The organism is Methylobacterium sp. 092160098-2 (assembly GCF_028920805.1).
Taxonomy (GTDB): Bacteria; Pseudomonadota; Alphaproteobacteria; order Rhizobiales; family Beijerinckiaceae; genus Methylobacterium; species Methylobacterium fujisawaense.
In genome coordinates, this window is record NZ_JAQPZJ010000002.1 from 318,872 (window position 1) to 336,873 (window position 18,002).

At 68.9% G+C, this 18,002-nt stretch carries 21 protein-coding genes and 1 pseudogene; 15 read left to right on the forward strand and 7 right to left on the reverse strand.

The window, feature by feature from the left end; translation table 11 throughout:
- Positions 1 to 2 precede the first annotated feature (2 nt).
- From PQI07_RS26860 to PQI07_RS26870, 3 genes and pseudogenes are all read right to left on the reverse strand, one after another.
- Positions 3 to 134 carry a hypothetical protein gene (locus tag PQI07_RS26860; RefSeq protein ID WP_274928940.1) on the reverse strand — a complete coding sequence of 44 codons (132 nt, stop codon included), beginning with the start codon at positions 132 to 134 and terminating at the stop codon, positions 3 to 5.
- A gap of 534 nt (positions 135 to 668) precedes the next feature.
- Positions 669 to 1,058: pseudogene (locus PQI07_RS37755) on the reverse strand (DNA cytosine methyltransferase); the annotation flags it as partial.
- Complete coding sequence (locus tag PQI07_RS26870; protein ID WP_274928088.1) at positions 1,015 to 1,815, reverse strand: peptidylprolyl isomerase; 801 nt, start codon at positions 1,813 to 1,815, stop codon at positions 1,015 to 1,017. The gene PQI07_RS26870 and the pseudogene PQI07_RS37755, both read right to left, overlap by 44 nt.
- 123 nt (positions 1,816 to 1,938) lie before the next feature.
- Here PQI07_RS26870 and PQI07_RS26875 point away from each other — a divergent pair, with 123 nt between their 5' ends.
- Complete coding sequence (locus PQI07_RS26875) at positions 1,939 to 2,490, forward strand: GcrA family cell cycle regulator (RefSeq protein WP_274928089.1); 552 nt, start codon at positions 1,939 to 1,941, stop codon at positions 2,488 to 2,490.
- An 8-nt stretch (positions 2,491 to 2,498) separates the two neighbouring features.
- Here PQI07_RS26875 and PQI07_RS26880 read toward each other — a convergent pair whose 3' ends face one another.
- The 3 genes from PQI07_RS26880 to PQI07_RS26890 form a co-directional block, all read right to left on the reverse strand.
- Positions 2,499 to 3,209 carry a helix-turn-helix transcriptional regulator gene (locus tag PQI07_RS26880; protein ID WP_274928090.1) on the reverse strand — a complete coding sequence of 237 codons (711 nt, stop codon included), beginning with the start codon at positions 3,207 to 3,209 and terminating at the stop codon, positions 2,499 to 2,501.
- Positions 3,210 to 3,336: 127 nt separating this feature from the next.
- Entirely contained in the window at positions 3,337 to 4,737 is a 1,401-nt protein-coding gene (locus PQI07_RS26885; protein ID WP_274928091.1) for a DNA cytosine methyltransferase, read from the reverse strand.
- Positions 4,738 to 4,768: 31 nt separating this feature from the next.
- Positions 4,769 to 5,173 (reverse strand): GcrA family cell cycle regulator, encoded by a 405-nt coding sequence (locus PQI07_RS26890; protein WP_274928092.1) that lies wholly within the window; start codon positions 5,171 to 5,173, stop codon positions 4,769 to 4,771.
- 149 nt (positions 5,174 to 5,322) lie between these two features.
- Here PQI07_RS26890 and PQI07_RS26895 point away from each other — a divergent pair, with 149 nt between their 5' ends.
- From PQI07_RS26895 to PQI07_RS26925, 7 genes are all read left to right on the forward strand, one after another.
- A complete protein-coding gene (locus PQI07_RS26895; RefSeq protein ID WP_274928093.1) occupies positions 5,323 to 6,186 on the forward strand; it encodes a thermonuclease family protein in 864 nt (287 codons plus the stop codon).
- Positions 6,187 to 6,520: 334 nt separating this feature from the next.
- Positions 6,521 to 7,609 (forward strand): replication initiation protein, encoded by a 1,089-nt coding sequence (locus PQI07_RS26900; RefSeq protein WP_274928094.1) that lies wholly within the window; start codon positions 6,521 to 6,523, stop codon positions 7,607 to 7,609.
- 10 nt (positions 7,610 to 7,619) lie between these two features.
- Complete coding sequence (locus PQI07_RS26905; RefSeq protein ID WP_274928095.1) at positions 7,620 to 9,023, forward strand: hypothetical protein; 1,404 nt, start codon at positions 7,620 to 7,622, stop codon at positions 9,021 to 9,023.
- Between the two features lie 74 nt (positions 9,024 to 9,097).
- Positions 9,098 to 9,505 carry an RDD family protein gene (locus PQI07_RS26910; RefSeq protein ID WP_274928096.1) on the forward strand — a complete coding sequence of 136 codons (408 nt, stop codon included), beginning with the start codon at positions 9,098 to 9,100 and terminating at the stop codon, positions 9,503 to 9,505.
- On the forward strand, positions 9,502 to 9,921 hold the full coding sequence (locus tag PQI07_RS26915; protein ID WP_274928097.1) for a hypothetical protein: 420 nt from the start codon (positions 9,502 to 9,504) through the stop codon (positions 9,919 to 9,921). The genes PQI07_RS26910 and PQI07_RS26915 overlap by 4 nt, the downstream gene beginning before the upstream one ends.
- A gap of 71 nt (positions 9,922 to 9,992) precedes the next feature.
- Complete coding sequence (locus tag PQI07_RS26920) at positions 9,993 to 10,442, forward strand: hypothetical protein (protein ID WP_274928098.1); 450 nt, start codon at positions 9,993 to 9,995, stop codon at positions 10,440 to 10,442.
- Between the two features lie 14 nt (positions 10,443 to 10,456).
- A complete protein-coding gene (locus tag PQI07_RS26925) occupies positions 10,457 to 10,864 on the forward strand; it encodes a hypothetical protein (protein ID WP_274928099.1) in 408 nt (135 codons plus the stop codon).
- On the opposite strand, the gene PQI07_RS26930 is transcribed toward PQI07_RS26925, so the two are convergent.
- Positions 10,845 to 11,129, reverse strand: coding sequence for an HU family DNA-binding protein (locus PQI07_RS26930; protein ID WP_274928100.1), 285 nt, complete (start codon positions 11,127 to 11,129; stop codon positions 10,845 to 10,847). The two genes, PQI07_RS26925 and PQI07_RS26930, sit on opposite strands and share 20 nt — an antisense overlap.
- A 135-nt stretch (positions 11,130 to 11,264) precedes the next feature.
- Here PQI07_RS26930 and PQI07_RS26935 point away from each other — a divergent pair, with 135 nt between their 5' ends.
- The 7 genes from PQI07_RS26935 to pilP all read left to right on the forward strand — a co-directional run bounded on the left by PQI07_RS26935 (position 11,265) and on the right by pilP (position 17,985).
- On the forward strand, positions 11,265 to 12,047 hold the full coding sequence (locus PQI07_RS26935) for a hypothetical protein (RefSeq protein ID WP_274928101.1): 783 nt from the start codon (positions 11,265 to 11,267) through the stop codon (positions 12,045 to 12,047).
- 77 nt (positions 12,048 to 12,124) lie between these two features.
- The gene (locus PQI07_RS26940; RefSeq protein WP_274928102.1) at positions 12,125 to 12,313 is read left to right on the forward strand and encodes a hypothetical protein; all 189 of its coding nucleotides are present in this window, start codon (positions 12,125 to 12,127) and stop codon (positions 12,311 to 12,313) included.
- A gap of 206 nt (positions 12,314 to 12,519) precedes the next feature.
- On the forward strand, positions 12,520 to 13,020 hold the full coding sequence (locus PQI07_RS26945; RefSeq protein WP_274928103.1) for a helix-turn-helix domain-containing protein: 501 nt from the start codon (positions 12,520 to 12,522) through the stop codon (positions 13,018 to 13,020).
- A complete protein-coding gene (locus tag PQI07_RS26950; protein ID WP_274928104.1) occupies positions 13,017 to 13,748 on the forward strand; it encodes a TcpQ domain-containing protein in 732 nt (243 codons plus the stop codon). Before PQI07_RS26945 ends, PQI07_RS26950 begins: the two co-directional genes overlap by 4 nt.
- A gap of 18 nt (positions 13,749 to 13,766) precedes the next feature.
- Positions 13,767 to 15,581, forward strand: a complete 1,815-nt coding sequence (locus PQI07_RS26955; protein ID WP_274928105.1) for a secretin GspD/PilQ domain-containing protein — start codon at positions 13,767 to 13,769, stop codon at positions 15,579 to 15,581.
- A 7-nt stretch (positions 15,582 to 15,588) separates the two neighbouring features.
- Positions 15,589 to 16,971 carry a type 4b pilus protein PilO2 gene (pilO2, locus tag PQI07_RS26960; RefSeq protein WP_274928106.1) on the forward strand — a complete coding sequence of 461 codons (1,383 nt, stop codon included), beginning with the start codon at positions 15,589 to 15,591 and terminating at the stop codon, positions 16,969 to 16,971.
- Between the two features lie 3 nt (positions 16,972 to 16,974).
- Complete coding sequence (pilP, locus tag PQI07_RS26965) at positions 16,975 to 17,985, forward strand: type IV pilus biogenesis protein PilP (protein ID WP_274928107.1); 1,011 nt, start codon at positions 16,975 to 16,977, stop codon at positions 17,983 to 17,985.
- The last annotated feature ends 17 nt before the right edge of the window (positions 17,986 to 18,002 follow it).

Sequence of the window (18,002 nt, forward strand, 5' to 3'; positions counted from 1 at the left end):
CCTCAGGCCGCGGCCCGCATCTCGTCCCACCCCTCCGGAGGCTCCCGCAGGCCTTCGGCGATCATGATCGCGTTGCCGATCATCTCGGGGATGGCGACGACGACGGTTGCTCCGAGGGCTGACAGCTGGTCCACGCTTCCGGGAACCCGAGCATCCAGCTGGTCAATCCGATCAAGCCGCTCGCGCCAAGTTTCCGGCCAGTAGCGTTGGACAGCTCGGATCTGTTGCTCCCTGAGGAGCGCAGGCCTGAGCAGGACCTCGGAGTAGGGAGAAGCTGCTCCGTCAGGTGGACCTCGATCATCCCCTTGAGGGTGCGGCTGCCCCGCCGGTAGGTGCCCGTTCCGCGCTTCGCATCCGCCGACACCGGCGTCGGCAGCAGCTCTCCGGGCGAGGATCCAGACACGATCGCGCAGGTGGGGGGCGCCAAGCTTGGCAGCTTCCAGGCAGTGCCATTCCGCATCATACCCGAGCGCGGCCAGGTCCCGAAGAACTCGGCCGAGCCCAGCGGCGAGAGCAAGTCCGTCTGCGGCTGAACCCAGGTCCCGTCCACAAGACGGGCAATCTCGTCTGGCCTTCGCTCCTCTCCAGCCGCAGCCGCAGCGGCGGAGCTTGCGTCTGGGCGAGCGGAGAGCCGCGACGTTCTCGACGACGACCCACTTCGGCCCGATCTCGCCGATGAGCCGCGCGAACTCGGACCAGAGGCCGGACCGTTCCGCTTCGATTCCTTCGCCACGGCCGGCGAGGCTGATGTCCTGGCACGGGAAGCCGCCAGCGATGACGTCGACCCGATGGTCCCCGTCCCGAAACCGCCGTCCGTCGAGAGTTCGAACATCGGGATGGATCTCCACGTCCGGCCAGTGGCGACGGAGTATGCGACGTCGGGATTCGAGAGCTTCGCAGAAGGCGAGGGTCCGGAACGGTCCTGCCCTCTCGAAGCCGAGCGAGAAGCCGCCGATCCCGCTGAACAGATCGAGCACGCCGAGGGAGTTGCGCTTCTCGCCCAACCTCTTCCCCTCACCAGCCGGTCGGCTTCGGAACGACCCAGCGAACGTCGGCACCCGATCTGAGCGCGGCGATCCTGCCGCCGACCCCGCGCTCGAGAAGGTCCTGACGCAGGCGCGGCGCCTCTGCCTCGAAGGACGGTAGGGTGCCGGGACGGACCTCCTCCAGCTGGATGACGTGCCAGCCGAACTGCGAGCGTACGGGGTCCGACAGGAACCCGGGCGACAGGGCCGCGACGGCCTGCCCGAGTTCCGGGACGAGCCGATCCTTCGTGAACCATCCGAGCTCGCCCCCGATCGGCGCCGACCGCTGGTCGAGGGTCATGGATCGCGCGACCTGCTCGAACGGCTCTCCGCCGCGGATCCGCCCGAGCGCCCGGACCGCGTCCTCCTCGCTCTTCAGGAGGATGTGGCGGGCCCGGTATTCGGGCTGGGGCTTCAGCGCGTCGTAGGCGCTGCGCACCGCGGCGTCCTCGGGCGCGGCCTCCCGGCTGATCTGCGACAGCATGGCCTGGGCCGCCGACAGGTCGCGCGCATAGTCCCGATCGGCTTCGACGGTGGGCGGGGCGACCCGGTCGCGGCGCGCCGCATCCGAGAGGACCGCGATGTCGACCACCTGTCCCACGAGGAACGCGGCCCGGCTCTCGGCAGGCACGTTCGCGAGGCGCTTGGCGAACATCGCTCCCGCCTGACGGACCTGCGCGCTCTGCACCGCCCGGCCGTCGACGTAGGCGACAACCCCGTCTTCGGCTTTTGCGGAATGCCACGCGATGCCCGTCGTCAGGGCGACGACCGCGAGGACCGATCGCCTCATGATCCGGGCTCCACTACCAATGCCATTCCTTCGTGGATAGGATGCATCCGCGAGAAGGTCCAGTCCGGAACAAAGGACCGAACACGGGCTTTTCCCGATCCGAACTGAAGATGGATAACGATTGTGGCGGTCGACTCGGTCTGGAGCGAAGAGAAGGTCGCGGAGCTGCGCAGGCTCTGGATCGACGAGAAGCTGAGCGGCGCCCAGATCGCAACCGCCCTCGGGTTGAAGGATCGCAACGCCGTCATGGGCAAGATCCATCGCCTCGGCATCACGCGCAAGACCGCCGAAGCCCGCGGGGACGAACCGGCCGTCGTTGCTTCCCGGCAGTCCCTGCCGGATGAGACGCCGGCCGACGCCGGTCTCCCGGACGCGACTGCCGCCGCCGTCGATGAGGTCGTTTCGGCGACTCCCGAAGCCCCCGCCCCTTCGCCGCAGCCTCCGGCCGAAGTCTCCGCAGCGGGATCCGCGGAAGACAGCTTCTCGGGCCATCCCATCATGCAGCTCACGGAGAGCAGCTGCCGGTGGCCCATCGGCGATCCGATGGCGGCCGGCTTCCGCTTCTGCTGCAAGCCGAAGGCCGGGCCCCTGCCCTACTGCAGCGAGCACGCACAGATGTCCTATCTCCCGTCGGAGAGCAGGACGCGTCGGCCTCTGCCGCCCAAGGCGGCCTGAGCGCCGCCTCAACGGATCAGGCCGGCCCTCATCGCCAGGGCCACGGCGTGCGTCAGGGTGCGCGCGTTGAGCTTGATCCTCGCGCGTTCGAGGTAGTCCTTCACGGTGTGCGGCGAGATCCCTTCCGCGGCCGCGATGGCGTCGCTCTTCATGCCGAGAGCGCAGTTCTGCAGAACGGCGAGCTCGCGGCGGCTCAGGTCGACGCGCTGCGGCAGGTTCGCCTCGCGTCTGCGTCGCGCGAGGTGGGCGTCGAACAGCTGCATGCCTCTGGACAGTTCGTCCAGATTGCCTCCCGCGCCGCCGGCCAACGCGAAGCCGTATCCTCGGCGCGAAGGATCCACGACGTCGAAGGGCATGACGGCCATCTCCTCGCCGGCGGAACCGCCGAGGTCGGCGTGCAGCCGTAGGCACGACGTCTCGCGCTGGCCCGCTTCGCCGGGGATGCGCCAGTTCATGGGGGCCCTCGCCCGCCATGTCCGGGAGATCAGCCGGGAGAAGCGGTCATCGGCCCCCTCTTCGTAGCAGCCGCTGCGGACCTCCGGCGACGAGGCGACGATTTTGAGGGTATGCCCGCCCTCCTCCGTACGCCTCATCTCGCCGACGGCCCACGCCCGGTAGCCTGCCGCCGCGGCGAAGCGGGTGAACAGGTCCCGGAACGCCGCCGCGTCCGTCTCGGTCTGCAGAAGCGAAGCGATGGCCTCGAAGGCTGCCTGTTCCATGCGCCGCCATCCGATCGGCGCCCGAGTATCGCGGCGCTTCCACCTTGCGGCCCGGGTACCCCCACCGGGTTCTCGCAGGTCTAATGGCCGAGGCCGTGGAATGGTTTCAAAGCCGCACGTTCCTTCGTCATGCAGCCAGCCGCATGGTCGATCCGACGACGGATCCCAGCAGGCTTCTCGCGATCGATGCCGCGAGCAGCGGGGGAACCGCATTGCCGATCTGGCGGAAGGCGTTGTTCATCGTCCCCTCGAACAGGAACGCGTCGGGGAAGGATTGGAGCCGAGCCGCCTCCCGGACGGAGACCACCCTGCCCTGCTCGCCGTCGTAGTGGATCTGGCTGTAGCCGTCCTTCCCCAGATGGGCGAGCAGGGTCCGCGTCGGCCGGTCCGCGACCATCTTCCACCATCTGTTGGGGAAGGTGTGCGGTGGATGGGGCGGAACGATGCCCGCTCTCAGGGAGCGTACGGCGGCCTCGTCCGGGACCGATCCCTGCTGCCGCAATGCCTCGATGCGGGATGCCAGGATCCCCTCGGCGATCGCGTGGGCGGCCGGATATTCCGTTCCGGGCTGCATGAGCGAGCAGAGGATGGCGTCGCGCCCGATCGCCCGCGTGACGTGGCCGGTCGCACCCGCCTCGCCCCGCCAGGTCCTGAGGCCGTCCGCATACTCCGAAGGCCGCACGTCGTGACGGTAGGGCGTGAAGTCCCGCGTGCTCCGTCGCCCCTTCCGCGCGCCGGCGGCCATGGAGCCGTTCAGGACGGGCAGGTCGGCGATCGCCTCGAAGACGGTGCGGGCCGGGGGCAGGCCGGCCGTCGGATGCGCGGGCTGGACGAAGAAACGCGAAGATGCGGCGCCGCCGCCGCTGACCGCGACATGACGGGAATGGAGATAGCCACGCGGCAATTCGTGGCAGTGCGTCGGTTCCGGGAAGGCAGGTTGCACGCCGAGGTCGTGCCGGATCGCCAGGAGAAAGGCCCTATCTCTGATCTGCGGCACGCCGTGATGGACGGCGTTGAGGATCGTGTAGCGCGGCAGGTAGCCGAGGGAGACCAGGATCTCCGAGGTCTCCTCCATCACGTTGCGGCCCCCGAAGCTGAGGCTGTCGATGACGTTCTCCATCGCCACCGCTTCCGGACGGATCGCCTCGACGAAGCGGAGCCAGTGCCGGAAGAGCATCACCCGGGGATCGTCCAGGTGCGCCTTCTCGCGGGCGGCGACGCTCCGGAGCTTGGCGCGTCCGACCCGGGCATAGGCTTGGCAGGGCGGCCCCCCGATCAGCACGCGGAACGGAGCTCCGGCCAGCGCCGGCGCCAGTTCGTCGGGATCGACCCGCGTGACGTCGCAGAAGTGGGCCGCCCCGGGGAAGTTCGCGGCGTGCGTGGCCCGGGCGCTCGGATCGATCTCCACGGACGCGGCGATGCGGAAACCGGCGTTCTCGAAGCCGAGCGAGAAGCCTCCACACCCCGAGAACAGGTCGACGACCGCGGGGGCCTCGGCGCATTCGGCCCTGAAATTCGTTCCTTGCATCGGCCGAGCTTGAAGGAATGAAACGCCAAGATCAACCGGCGCCGGGACGATCGTCGTTCCTTCCGATCCGCCCCGATCCGCGGGACGAACGGGCGGCGTGCGTCGCGCAGTAGCTCCGTCCGCGCTCCGTGGCTCCGAGGCAGAAGCGGAAGCCTTGCAGCTTGGGGTCGCCGATCGGCCAATGGCAGGTATCCGGCGTCAGGGAGAGGATCGGGTGCTGGGATTTCGCCGGCGTCGCGGGCCGCCTCTCCGCTCCGACCGGCCGTGGCGCCGAGCCGGGCCGGACGGACGGACGCCGGCGCTCGAAACCCAGCCGATAGGCCTTGCCCACCACGGCGTTCTTCGTGACGCCCAGGGCGGCGGCGATCGCCCTCGTCGCCATGCCGTCGTCCCATAGCTTTCTGAACGTCTCGATGCGGTCCGCACTCCAATCCATGGGCCTTCTCCGGAATGCACATTCGAAACGAGGGGCCGATGCAGGCCCGCGGATCAGGTTAGGAAGCCGGCTCGCCACGCGCCAGGGAAGGACTGGACTTGCGCGTCCGCGGTTTCGACCCGAGACTCGGCCCAGCGAAGGAGTGCCCGATGCTCAGATCCATTCTCGCCGCGGCCCTGCTGACCGCGGCGACCGCGGACGTCCAGGCCCAGACGACCTACTACGTCCCGAACGGCACGGTGCCGGGCTACAATCCGTACCGTCCGTCCGGTGCCCCCATCGGCGTCGTGCCGGGCGCCACGCCCTACGGTGGCGTCGCTTCGGTCGCCACCGCTCCTCCGGGCGTGGTCCTTCCGGGCCAGACCTATCTCCGGACGTCTCCGTCCGATCCGTTCGGTCTGGGCAACAACACGAACCGCGACTTCCAGACCGTCACGCCGCAGGCGCAGCCGGACCGGGAGAAGGACATCCGTCCAGCCGTTTCGTCCGCACCGGCCTCTTCCGGTGTCCAGACGGTGCCGACCCAGACCAACGTCCTGCAGCCGAGCAGGTCCGGCCAGCTCGCCGACCCGAAGGGCATGATCATCGAGGGTTCGGCCGCCGTCATCGACGGGGACACTCTGACGGTCGGGGATAGGCTGATCACCCTGTTCGGTGCCGATGCGCCGGAGGTGGCTCAGATCTGTGCGGCGCAGCTGTCCGGCTGGCGATGCGGGGAGAAGGCCAGGGACCGTCTGACCACGCTGGTCGACGGCAAGCGTCTCCGGTGCGTCGGTCAGATCCAGGCCGGCGATGCGGTCTCCTCGATCTGCTCCACCGCGGACGGCGTGGATCCGGCCGACGTGCTTGTCCAGGAGGGGCTGGCCGTCGTTCCGAAGGCCGTGTCGACCCGGTACGTGGCCCAGGAGTCGGAGGCCCGGCTGGGTCGCAGGGGAATCTGGGTCGGCTCTTTCGAGCTGCCCTGGGATTTTCGGCGAAAGGCTCTGAGACGCCCCTCTCTCGGCTCACGATGAAGCAACGACGGACGAGGCGACTACGAATCCTCGAAAAAATTCCGAACGTCGCGTCGTTGCTTCGGATCGGGATTTTCGAGGATTCCAAGGGATCCCGCCCTTCTATAAGATTCACATCCGAAAACGATTTTGCAAGTCGTTGATTTTGCTGAGAAACCCCGTTCTCTAATTTGGGGGTCGACTACGAAACGCCGGGGGGTCGACTACGGATCGGACATGTTCCGTCGAGAGCGCCGCTGGATCAACGACTACGGATCGGTCCACAGACGACTACAACTTTTTCTCTTGCCGTAGTCGACCGCGTAGTCGAGTATGCCTCGAAACGGAGTTGACCATGCCCTCCATTCCTTCGACGCGGATCGCCCGCATTCCCCCGAGCTACGATCGGACCTTCAGGAAGGCGATCGAAGCGGTCACGGCCCAGCCGCAGACGTCTTTGGAGATCGTCGACCACAAGCTGTTCGACTACCTCCTCTACATCGCGCACGACGCCCTGACGCACCGCCCGGTCCATTCCGTGCCGGTCCGCGACTGCCTCAAGTACATCGGCGGCGGCTACCGCCTCGTCGATCTGGAGGAGTCGCTCCTTCGCCTCGGGGGCGTGAACGTAGAGATCCGCTACAAGGACGAGGGCCGGGAACACCTCGCGATCGTCCATTTCCTCTCGGCGGACCTCTGCCGCGCCGAGAACGGCGAACTGCGCTACGCGTTCGATCCGATCATGCTGACGTTCCTGAACCAGCCGAACATCTACGCGGCCATCAACCTGATGCACGCCCGTTCCTTCCGGAGGATCGGAGCCAAGCGCCTCTACGAGCATGCCCTCCTCTACGTGAAGCGGTACCACCCCGTCTGGAAGGTGTCCGTCGGCGAGCTTCGCACCATGTGCGAGGTCGGCGACACGTATGCGCGCTACAACAACTTCCGGCAGAAGGTGCTCGAGCCGGCAGTGGCGGAAGTGAACCAGATCGCCGGCTTCGTGCTCGATTTCGAGCCGATCACGTCCGGCGACGGCAGCACGATCTCGCACATCGAGTTCAGGCCGAGGCTCAAGACGAAGGAGGAGCTCGACCACCTGAGGCCGGGCATCCAGCTCGTCGGATCGCGCAAGGTCCGGGACGCCAAGACGGCCGACATCTTCGACGGGCGCAGCGACGAGCAGCGGCGCGGCCGGTTCGTCCTCTACGCCGAGACGCGGGAACTCGCGGCGATCCTGCTCGAGAAGTACGGCGTCGACCGCGAGACGATCGATTTCGAGGAGTATCAGAGCCTCTGGGAACAAAGCCTCGTCGGCGGCGATCCGGTTCGTGACCCGCACAACGAATTCCTTCTGTGGCTCGACGTCCACATGAAGAAGCAGCACAACCCCGGCCTCGACCGCGCCGACGGCGGCATCGTCGCCCGTTTCATCAAGAAGCGCTGAGGTGGCGGCGATGAGCCGGAAGAAGGTATCCGCACCGGGCCGCGGCCCGGCCTCCGTGGACGGCGAGCGCCGCTTCGCGACGGTCGAGGATGTCCAGCGCGAAGGCGATCGGGTGGTCGAAAGCATTCTGCGCGCGATCCAGGTCTACGACGTCACACCGGCGACCATCGAACGGTGCGCGGCGCACGCCCGGACCTGCGGCTTCGTCGATCAGGACTTCGTCGTCGGCCGTCACAAGGACTGGTACGCCGAGATCGAGGCCGTCCGCGCCACGACGGGTGGCGGTCCGTACCATGCACGGGTGGCCGAGGCGCGGCGCGATCCGGATTCCGCCTTCCTCCGATGGTTCGAGGACCACGTCCGGCGCGACGACTACTACCTCGAGCGCATCGTGCCGGGAGCCGCGCGCAGGGAAGCCGCCGGGATCCTCGGCGACGCGTGGCACGCCAACCGCTTCCACCGCATCGTATGGCCCCGCGAGATCGCGCTCGCCCGCCTCATGCGGATCGGACGCCAGAAGCAGAAGGCGGTGCTCGCACAGATCTTCCTCGCCCAGGCGCGGGAGCAGCCTGCGATGGCCTATGTCGGTCTCGCGCGTCTGTACGCGAAGGCTCCGGTCTCCGAGCTGGACACGGGATTCGCGGGTTCGGATGCCACTGGGCCGGACGACCTCACCGTCGCGGCCCTCGCCGCTTCGGAGGAGGGGCCGGCGGGCGTCGAGATCGACTTCGACCTGCTCCTGGCGGCGGAGCCGCTCTGGCTTCGTTGGATCCTGGCCGAGGACGGCGACATCAGCGGTCAGATCAACCGGCTGCCCCGCGAGGAGTTCGGCAAGCTCGTCCAGGTCTCCCGTCGGGAAGCGGAGTCGGAGCAGCGGGAGGAGACGCGTCGGCGCTTCACCGCCCATCTGCGGGACGAGGAGAGCCGCAAGGGTCCCTGGCTCGACGTCTCGTTCCTGACCCGGGCAAAGGCTCTGGGCTATTCGTCCAACCAGTACGTGGCGGCCTTCGAGCGGCTCCTGCGCCACCGCATCGGATCGGCGCCGAGCCTCGACGCCCGGATCGACGGAAACGATCCGGGCAGTCTCCTCGTCTCCTGGCTCGAGGCGCTCGCGAAGGAGAAGCCGGAGCCCGAGGCGCCCTGCGAACGCGGCATGATGTTCGCGCGGATCGACGTCGACGGCGTCGATCCCGGCTGGATGGAGGATCGCCTCCCCTCCTCCTGGAGACTGTTCGATCACGCGAGGTGGGACCGGATGACCCGCTGGCGCAGGCAGATAGCCGAGAACAGGCGGGAGGTGCCCCTCGATCTGGCGGTCGACTACGCCTTCTTCCTCCTCGACGACGTCAGGCGGCACCCCGTCCCCGACGAGACCGCCGCCACCGACGAGGAGGACGTCCTCTACGCCGAATAGAGGATCGTCGCCGGCTTCGTTGACGGGTCCGCGAAGCCGGGCTAGCGTTTTCCATTCCTTCGATGTGGAAGGCCATGGAACCGCGTTCCGACCTCGACGACAGGGCTGCGGCCGCGTTCGTCGACATCCTCTCGATCTTCGCCCTCGTCGGCGCGTGGAGCTTCGGCTACGCCGCCGTGGGGGCGTCTTCGCGCGCGGGTCAGGCCGTGTCCGAAGCGGCGGTCTACGTCGCCGCCTTCCTGCTGCTGCCCCCCGCCTTCGAGAGCCGCGTGGGTGCGACGCCCGGCAAGCTGCTCTGCGGGCTCCGCGTGGTCGCGTCCGACGGCCGACCGCCGCGGGCATGGGCCGCCTTTTCGAGAAACTTCCTCAAGTTCGGTCTCGCTCCCCTCGTGCTGGCCGCGGTCGTGCGGCGCCGGCCCGGGCGGCACGACCTTATGGCGGGCACCCGCGTGATCCAGCTGCGATCGGGAAACGAACCATGAGCGCGTCCATCGCCGTAGACCCCGACCGACGCGGCATCGGCCTGCAGGATGCGGTCCGCTTCCTCGCCGAACTGCGGCAGGGATCCCCCTTGGCCGATCTGATCGTCCATTGCCTGCTCGCCTCGAGCGAACCACGCGAGAGCGTGGACTACGACGTCCTGTCGGCGATGACGTGGCTGCTCCCGATGGTGCCCGGCTACACGACGTCTCCCGTCCACGCGAGGGGGTTGGCGATCCGCCGCGGGGTGCGCATCGACGTGCGTGCCACGCCCGAAGGATGGTCTTCGGTCGGCTGGATGCCCGATGCGGGCCGCGAGGCCGGCGCGGTCGAGGTCGGAGCGGCCTCCGAGGCCCTGTCGCTGTGCATCTGCACGGCCGCGCTTCACGCCCGACGTCCGCAGCCGGCGGCGGCCTGAGTCCACGCCGGCCCTTGTCTCTAGCGTCGGCCGCCTGCAAGCTCCGACGCGAAGGAACGAGGAACGCCGCGATGGACCTCCAACCCAACAGTCCGCTCCGGGATGCCGTCCCGGGCGAGACCTTCGTCGAGCTCGAAGGTCGAACACTCCCGGTCGAGTTCCTTCCGGTCGAGATCAATCCGCTCTGGATCGGCGACGCCGCCGACGCGATCCCCCTTTTCCACTGGGTCTGCCGTCTCGGCGGAGCGGAACCGATCGAATTCCACCACACCCAGTCCTGGCCCGACTTCGATGCGGCCACGGCCGTCGGATGCCTGATCGCCGACGCCGAAGACGTGCGGGCCGCCGGCAGCTTCCCGGACTGGTCCAGGCTCTGCGGCCACGATCCCGACAGTGCCGCCAGCGACCTCTCCTCGCGGCTCGCCCGTTCCTACGAGGCCATGCTCGGATACGTCCGGCAGGTCGACGCCCTGCGCGCCCCGGGTGCGGACGTCCAGTCCTATCCCATGACCGCCGCCTGACCGGAGGACTAGCGATGAACGCCCGACTTCCGGTCGTACCGGCCTCGTTCTCGACCGCCGACGGCAGCGCCTGCGCCGTCCTGGACGCGAGCGCACTGATTGAGGATCCGCTGTTCGACGCAGATTGCTTCGCGAAGCTGGCGCGCGACGGCTTCTCCGGTATGGCGGTCGGACACGTCCTCATGGACCACTTCGTTTCGCGGCGCGGGGACGAGGGCGCAACGCGGGTTCTCGCCAAGTCGTGCGAGAGCGGCGGGGGCGTCCGCGGACGCATCCTATCGGGCGACTTCATCAGGCTTGTGGTGCGCAACAGGCCCGACGTCTACGAAGCCTTCTCCGAAGCCTACTCGGACGACCCGGTGCTGGGCAGCTACTGCGCCCATCGCCCGGAACTCTCGACCATCACTCCGCCGACCGGTTGACGGCCTCGCCGACGCGCCGCGCGGGCCTGAAGACGACGTGCCGGCGCGCCGGCACGTCGATGTCCCGACCGTTGCGCGGGTCCTTGCGTCGCCGGGGTGCCCGCTCGCGGACCTCGAACGTGCCGAACCCGGCGAGCTTGACGGACTCGCCGGCGGCGAGCCCTTCGGCTACGAGCGACAGCGCCCCGCGCAGCACCCGGGCCGTATCACTGGTCCCCATGCCGAGACGTTCCGCCAGAAGTGCCTCGAGTTGGGCCAGCGTCATGGTCGCGCGCCTGTGTGATCGACTTCGGAACAATCCGGCGGGCTTCGCAGGTCGTCAACCGTAAACGAAGGAACGAGGCGGCGGCGGCACGGTCGGACTTGCGACCAGGACGCATCCGATGCAGGCTCCCCCGCCATGAACGCCCACACTCCCGTTCCTTCCAACCTCGACGCAGAGGATCTGGTCGCACCGGCCCCGCCCGTCTACGCCGGCGAGGCGCTGCTCGTGACCTGGGGACACACGGCGAAGAGCGGGATGACCGTGACCTTCTCGCTGAAGGATGTGCACGATCTGGGCGTCCATCCGTTCAAGGGGATGGCCTGGGGGCCGGGCGGTCAGCGCCTGCGCGTAGCGGTGGTCCAGGCCAAGGCCGGGGAGACCGGAGCGGCGCCGAGGCCCGTCTACGACGGCGAGGCCATGCTGATGCGCTGGGCCGACGACTGCGCGCTGGGCATGATGGTGCGCGTGCTCATCGACAAGGGCCCGGACGGAACGCGCGGATCCCACCCTTTCGACGGCCTCCATGCGGGGTCGAAGGACGGTCTGATTCTGACGCTCGCCGTCTGGGCGATCGCCGACGACGAGCGGGTCCTCGATCCCAGGTTCATGCCGCGCCGGAGACCCTTCCACACGCTGAACGCGACGCAGCAGGCTCAGATCGTCTGCAGGGACGCGCGGTTCACGGCGTGGCTGCGCACCAACCTGCAGAGCCTACTCGACGAACCCGATCTCCGGTTCGGTCTCGACATCCTCTCGGGATACGATCTCGCGTCCGAGGTGGTGAGGCGCTACTGCGGGGTCGCGAGCCGTTCCGAACTCAAGAGCGACACCGCCGCTGGCGAGCGTGCCCGGGGCCGGTTCCGCCGGCTGCTCCGCGGCTACGACGAGGCCGTCTTCGGTCCGGCCGCGGTCCGCTAGAGCGACGCGGGCCTTTTTCGTCGGCCGAGACTACCATCCGCGATCACCACCCGAGCCACGGGGCGAGGTTCCTCGAGATGGAAGTCGCGCGTTCCAGACGCGAGTTGGGATTCTGGGAGACCGTTCCGCCCGAGCAGCGCTGGGCCGAGACGCGACGCAGGATCGAGGCCGGCCTGGCGGAGGTGTTCCGCCCGGATCGCGACCGCGTGGTCTTCAATCCCGAGCGTCTGCCGCAGCCGCCGAGGCAGCCGAACGGCACGGACTGACGCGTCCGGGATACGCTTCCACGAAGGAACGGAAGCATCGCCAACAAATTGTTGACGCCCTTCCGGGTCCGACACATAGTCGGCCGCGGTAGGGCTGCATTCATTCCTTCAACGCGACTTCGGACCGCGTCCGCTCCTTCATTGGGGCGGGGCGTCCGAGGCTGGACAAGCACAGGTCGAGGTTCACCCAGCCGGAAACAAGCGGAATGACGCCCTCGGAAAAGATGACCCGGGACGACTTCTTCGAATGGTGCGGCCGCCGCGGCCTCTCCATGCCCGGCCAGATCTCCGTCGTGATCGGGGTGTCCCCGCAGACCGTGCGGAATTGGCGAAAGGACCAGGGCGAGGTCAAGTACTGGGTCACCCTCGCCTGCGAAGGCTACGACGCCATCGTCGAGGCCAAACTCGGGCCCGTCCCGCAGATCCCTCGCATGTCCGTCGCCGCCTTCGAAAGCTGGAAGACGCGCTGCAACCTCCGCACGGACGACGAGGTGGCCGAGGTCTTCCGGCTGACCAAGCAGGCCATCCACAACTGGATCAACAGAGGGCATTTCCCCGACTGGCTGATGCTCGCGTGTCTCGGGTTCGAATGGCGCATGAAGCGCCGCGACTCCGAAGCGCCGACCTCCGCCGGCCGGGATGCGCAGACCACCGGGTCGGCTGTGCCGACCGCGAACGATCCTTCCATCGAGGCGGACCAGCCATGAGACATCCACTCCTTCTCGTCGCGGCCGCACTCGCGTTGTCCGCAGCCCATCCGGCGGCCGCCCAGAACGTGGACGGCTTCGGGCGGGACATTCCCTTCTCGCTGGCGGTGAGGCAGATCGCCCCGGCGGGCGCCAAGATCAGCTTCGGCAACGGCGTCGACGTCCGGGAGCGCGTCACCTGGGAGGGCGGCGACGATTGGCATCGCGTGCTCGACGCCGTCGCGACCAGCCGCGGCTACGTCGTGACCTACGCGGGCCGCGGCGTCCGCATCACCCGGCAGGGCGATCCGAACCCGCCGATCGAGCCGGCCCGCGCGGTGCAGCAGGTCGCGGCCGCCGGGCAGGGCGGCATCGTGTTCGTGCCGTACCGCGGCCCCGGCCCGGCCCCCGTTCCCGGCCCGGGCGGGCCGCCGGCCGGTGCGGGCTGGAAGCCCTACGGCGCCGCTCCGGCTCCCGTCGCCGCGCCGGCGGCTTGGCGTGCGGAGAAGGACGTCAGCCTGCGGGGCATCCTGGAGACCTGGGGCGCGCGCGCCGGCTGGAGCGTCGTCTGGAAGTCCCAGTACGAATACCGGCTTCAGGCCGGTGCCGCGTTCGCGGGCGACTTCGTGCAGGCGTCCGGCGAGCTCATCCGCTCCGTCGGCGAGGTGCAGCCGCGCCTGAACGTCACCTTCTTCAATGGCAACCGGGTCCTCGTCGTGTCGAACGACGGGTCCGCCGTCGCCGAATAGCATCCGGAGCCCTTCGCCATGTCCCGCGCCCGTTCCTTCGTCGCCATCGCCCTGGCGGCCACTACCGCCCTCGGAGGCTGCGACGCCTCCCGCAAGGCGGACCACGACATCCTCCTGAACTCGAGCCGCGCCGACGATCTGAAGCGTCAGGCGGACCGGCCGATGCCGGCCGCCGACAGCTCGCAGCTGCGGGTGCGGGAGACCGCATACGTCGGAGCGAAGGTCGCCGCCATGGACTACGGCGACCCGCTCCCCAGCCGCTTCGAGTCGGCGAACGGCATCACCCTGAAGCGGGCCGCCCCGATGCGGCTCGCCCAGATCGCGGCGGCGCTGACGGAAGCCACGAGGATCCCGTTCGTGGTCGCGCCCGAGGAGGCGACCGGTCCGGGCGCGGCGGCCGCCGGCGCCGCGGGCCCCGCCGTCGCACAGGGCGGCGCAGGCGGACCGGCCCCCGGCCTCGTCGGCGCAGCCTACAACCAGGCCGATCTCGCGCCGGCGCTCGCCGCGCTGTCCGGCCCGGGCAGCCCGGGCGCGCCTCTGGGTGGAGCGGGCGCGCTGATCCGCTTCTCCGAAGCGGTGCCGAGCGAGATGCGCGTCGACTACACCGGCCGCCTGTCCGAGTTCCTCGATATCGTCTCGACCCACTTCAACCAGTCGTGGCAGCACCGCAACGGCCGGATCGTCTTCTCCAGGCTCATCACCCGCAGCTTCGAGCTGCCCGCACTGCCGGGCGCCCAGGAGCTCGAGTTCAACCTGACCAGCGGCAACGGCAACTCTTCGACCGGCGGCGGCGGCGCCGGCGGTCAGGCCACGCAGGGCAAGCTCGACCAGACGGCCACGATCAAGTCCGCCGTGGATCTCTGGAAGGAGATCAAGGAGACGATGAGCTCCATCGTCGGGCCCTACGGCCGCTTCGAGATCTCCCCTGCGACCGGGACCATCACGGTGACCGCGTCGCCGAACGTGGTCCAGCGGGTCCAGGACTACGCGAACATGATGACGAAGCGGATGAGCGGGCAGGTCGCCCTGTCCATCCAGGTCCTCAACGTCGCCCTCTCGGACAGCGACAGCTTCGACAACAACGTCGCCGCACTGTTCACCGGCAGCTCGAAGGGAGCCTTCGCGCTCGGACGGAGGTCGGCGGGCTTCAACGCGGCCGACCCGCGTGCGAGCACGATCGGGAACCTCAACAGCCAGACCCCGTCGCTCGGCTACGCGATCCTGGATCCGACGAGCCCGTTCGCGTCCAGCCAGGGCGCCATCGACGCGCTCTCGCAGCGTGGCGACGTGTCCGTCGTCACGTCCGCGTCCCTGACGACCGTCAACGGGTCGCCGGTGCCGCTGCAGGTCGTCAACAAGCGCAACTTCGTGAAGAGCGTGACCAACACCCAGGGTGTCGGCATCTCCCAGGGAGCCGCTTCCACGACCATCCAGACGGACACGGTCTCGACGGGCTTCAACCTCCAGATGCTTCCCCGGATCCAGCAGGACGGAAACGTCCTGCTCCAGTACGGCATGAACATCTCCGAGCTCGTCGGTAGCGACAACGGATTCGACACCTTCACGTCGAACGGCAGCACCGTGCAGCTGCCTAACGTCAACCAGCGCAACTTCGTGCAGCAGTCCCTCGTGCCGAACCGGTCGACCCTCGTGCTCGCCGGCTTCGAGACCGCCCGCAATTCGAGCAACAAGACCGGCGTGGGCGACCCGCGGAACTGGCTGCTCTCGGGTGGCCGCAGCGCGTCGAACCGGCGCGAGGTCGTCGTGATCCTGATCACCCCCACCCTGCTCGACGTCGGCAAGGCGACGCAGCAGGCCAACGCTCTGCGGTGAGGTAGCCATGGCCCCCGCTGCGAACAGGAAGCCGAAGCGCGATTCCGGCTTCGGCGTCGATGCGGTTCCGGACGCCCCGGGATCCGTCGACGTCGGCACCGTCACCGCCGCAGGGCGCGAATGGGCGGTCGGTCTGCTCTGGCAGAACGTCGACAACACGTCCAAGGCCGTGGCCGAAGCCAAGGCCATGGCGCAGAACAGCGTCGAGGGCGACTTCTACCTCGTCCGGTCCGAAGGCACCCATCAGTACGCGGTGGGCTGGCGGGCGGCGGGGCAGAAGGCCGGCATGCCGTCCCTCGCCGCCACGCTCGGCGAAGGCCGCGACAACCTCATCGGCGTCTTTCCCGTCAAGGGCGGCTACTACTTCGTGGCCATCCGCGACGGCGGCATCCTGGCGACCTGCGACAAGTTCATCGCGGACAAGCGCGATGCGATGGACGCGTTCAACAACATCTACGGCAACGCCGCCGGGTGGAACGACGCCTTCGCGCCCGACGAGTTCCGGTTCGCGGAGACCCGGGAGGTTCCCCTCGACACGCTGCTCGGTAAGAAGGTCGGACCCAAGCTCGTGGACGTCCGGCGCGCCGGCGCGACCGTCAAGCTGCTGGGCATCCTTCTGATCGGCGCCGCCATCGTCGGCGGGGGTCTGTACTACTGGAGCTACCTCAAGGACCAAGAGTATCAGGCCGAGCTCGCGAGGCTGCGCTCGGCCGCGGTCCAGAAGCTCCCGGGCAAGGTGGCCGAACCACCGCCGCCTCCGCCCTGGGACGGCCAGGCATACGCCGCGGACTTCATCCGCTCGTGCATCGACGAGATCGGCCGGTACCCGTTCGCGGTCGCGGGCTGGAAGCCGACCGCCATATCCTGCCAGCCCTCCGCCGCGGGCATCCAGGTCCAGGCGCTCATGGACCGCGAGGGCGTCCTCTCCTCGGCCAACTGGATCGGAGCGAGCATCAAGACCACGGACTTCCAGCCTCAGATCTCCCGTCCCTCGGCGGACAAGGCCGTGGCCTTCTGGCCGGGCAAGCCGCTGCGGCGGATGCTGGCCGATCTGAAGACGGAGCGCATCGCCAAGGTCCAGAGCTATCTCGCATCCCAGTTCGAGGAGACGATGACGAAGCTCGACGTCTCGCCGGCCGGCCAGACCGACTTCTACATCAGCTCGAAGTTCTCGTTCCGCAGTCAGCTCGATCCGCGCGAGTTCATCTTCATCCTCGACAAGGTGCCGGGAATGACCATGCACAAGGTCACCTACGAGTACGCCGCCAACAACATGGCCGGCCAGTGGATCGTCGAAGGCTCGTTCCACGAGGCCAAGCCCGTCCCCGAAGGCGGCGTGAAACGCCGGCCCGGCCCCGCGGCCCCCAACAACATGCAGAAGAGGTCCTAGGCCATGCGCACCCTCGCCGTCATCGCCGCCGTGCTCCTGTCGTCGGCATCCGCCTACGCCCAGAGCCAGCAGATCCAGCTGCCGCCGGTGGGCGGCGCGTCCTCCCCCTCGATCGGCCTGCCCCAGGCGACCGATGCGGTCGCGTCCGGGCAGCCGGCCGGTCTCCCCAGTACTCTCCCGGGCGCCGGCACCGCTCAGCACGGGCCCTACGGTCAGCCGGGGATCGTGCCCGTGGCGGTGGTTCCGCCGCAGCCCGGGGTCGCGCCGGCGCAGGCGCCGCAGTTCGGCGTCCACCCGCAGGGCGCGCCCTCCCCGCTTCCGACCGGCCCGGCGCTCCAGCCGGGCCCGGCGGGTCTCGGCGACGGCGAGGCCCCGGCCGGCCAGATCCAGCAGAAGCTCGAGGCCCTCCGGGTCAGGGCGGAGGAGCGCCTGGGTCAGCTCGACAACGCGGCTCCGATCGTCTCCGGCAGCCAGCTCCAGCAGATGCAGCAGCGGCAGCTGCGCATCCGCGACACGCTCATGATGCTCCAGGAGGCGAAGGCTCTGGGCGACATCATGAAACAGCTCGACGACATGGGCGGCGGCGGCGGTGCCAAGGCGGGGCCGGCTCCGAGCGAGGAGGATACCAAGCACAAGATCGAGGAGGCCGTGCAGCAGGCGCTCGCCCAGAAGAAGCTGGAGGAGGAGAACGCTCCCAAGCCGCTGGTCGCGTCCGTCCACGGCAGCGGCGGATCCCTTCGGGCCGTCGTGCTGGTCCCCTACGTCGGGCAGTTCACCGTCCGGCCGGGCAGCAGCCTCCCCGGCGGGATGAAGGTGGTCTCGATCTCCGACGCCGGCGTGACGGTCTCGAAGGACGGCAGGCGCATCCCGCTCGCCTTCGGCACCGAGGTTCCGCGGATCCAGCCCGTGTCGGCGGTCGGCGGCGCGCCCGGCGCGAACGGACCCTTCGGCCGGACCGTGCAGATGCCGATCGGCGCTTCGCCGCTTCCCATGGGCGGTCTGGGCTCGCGCTGAGGCCTTCGCCGACGTCT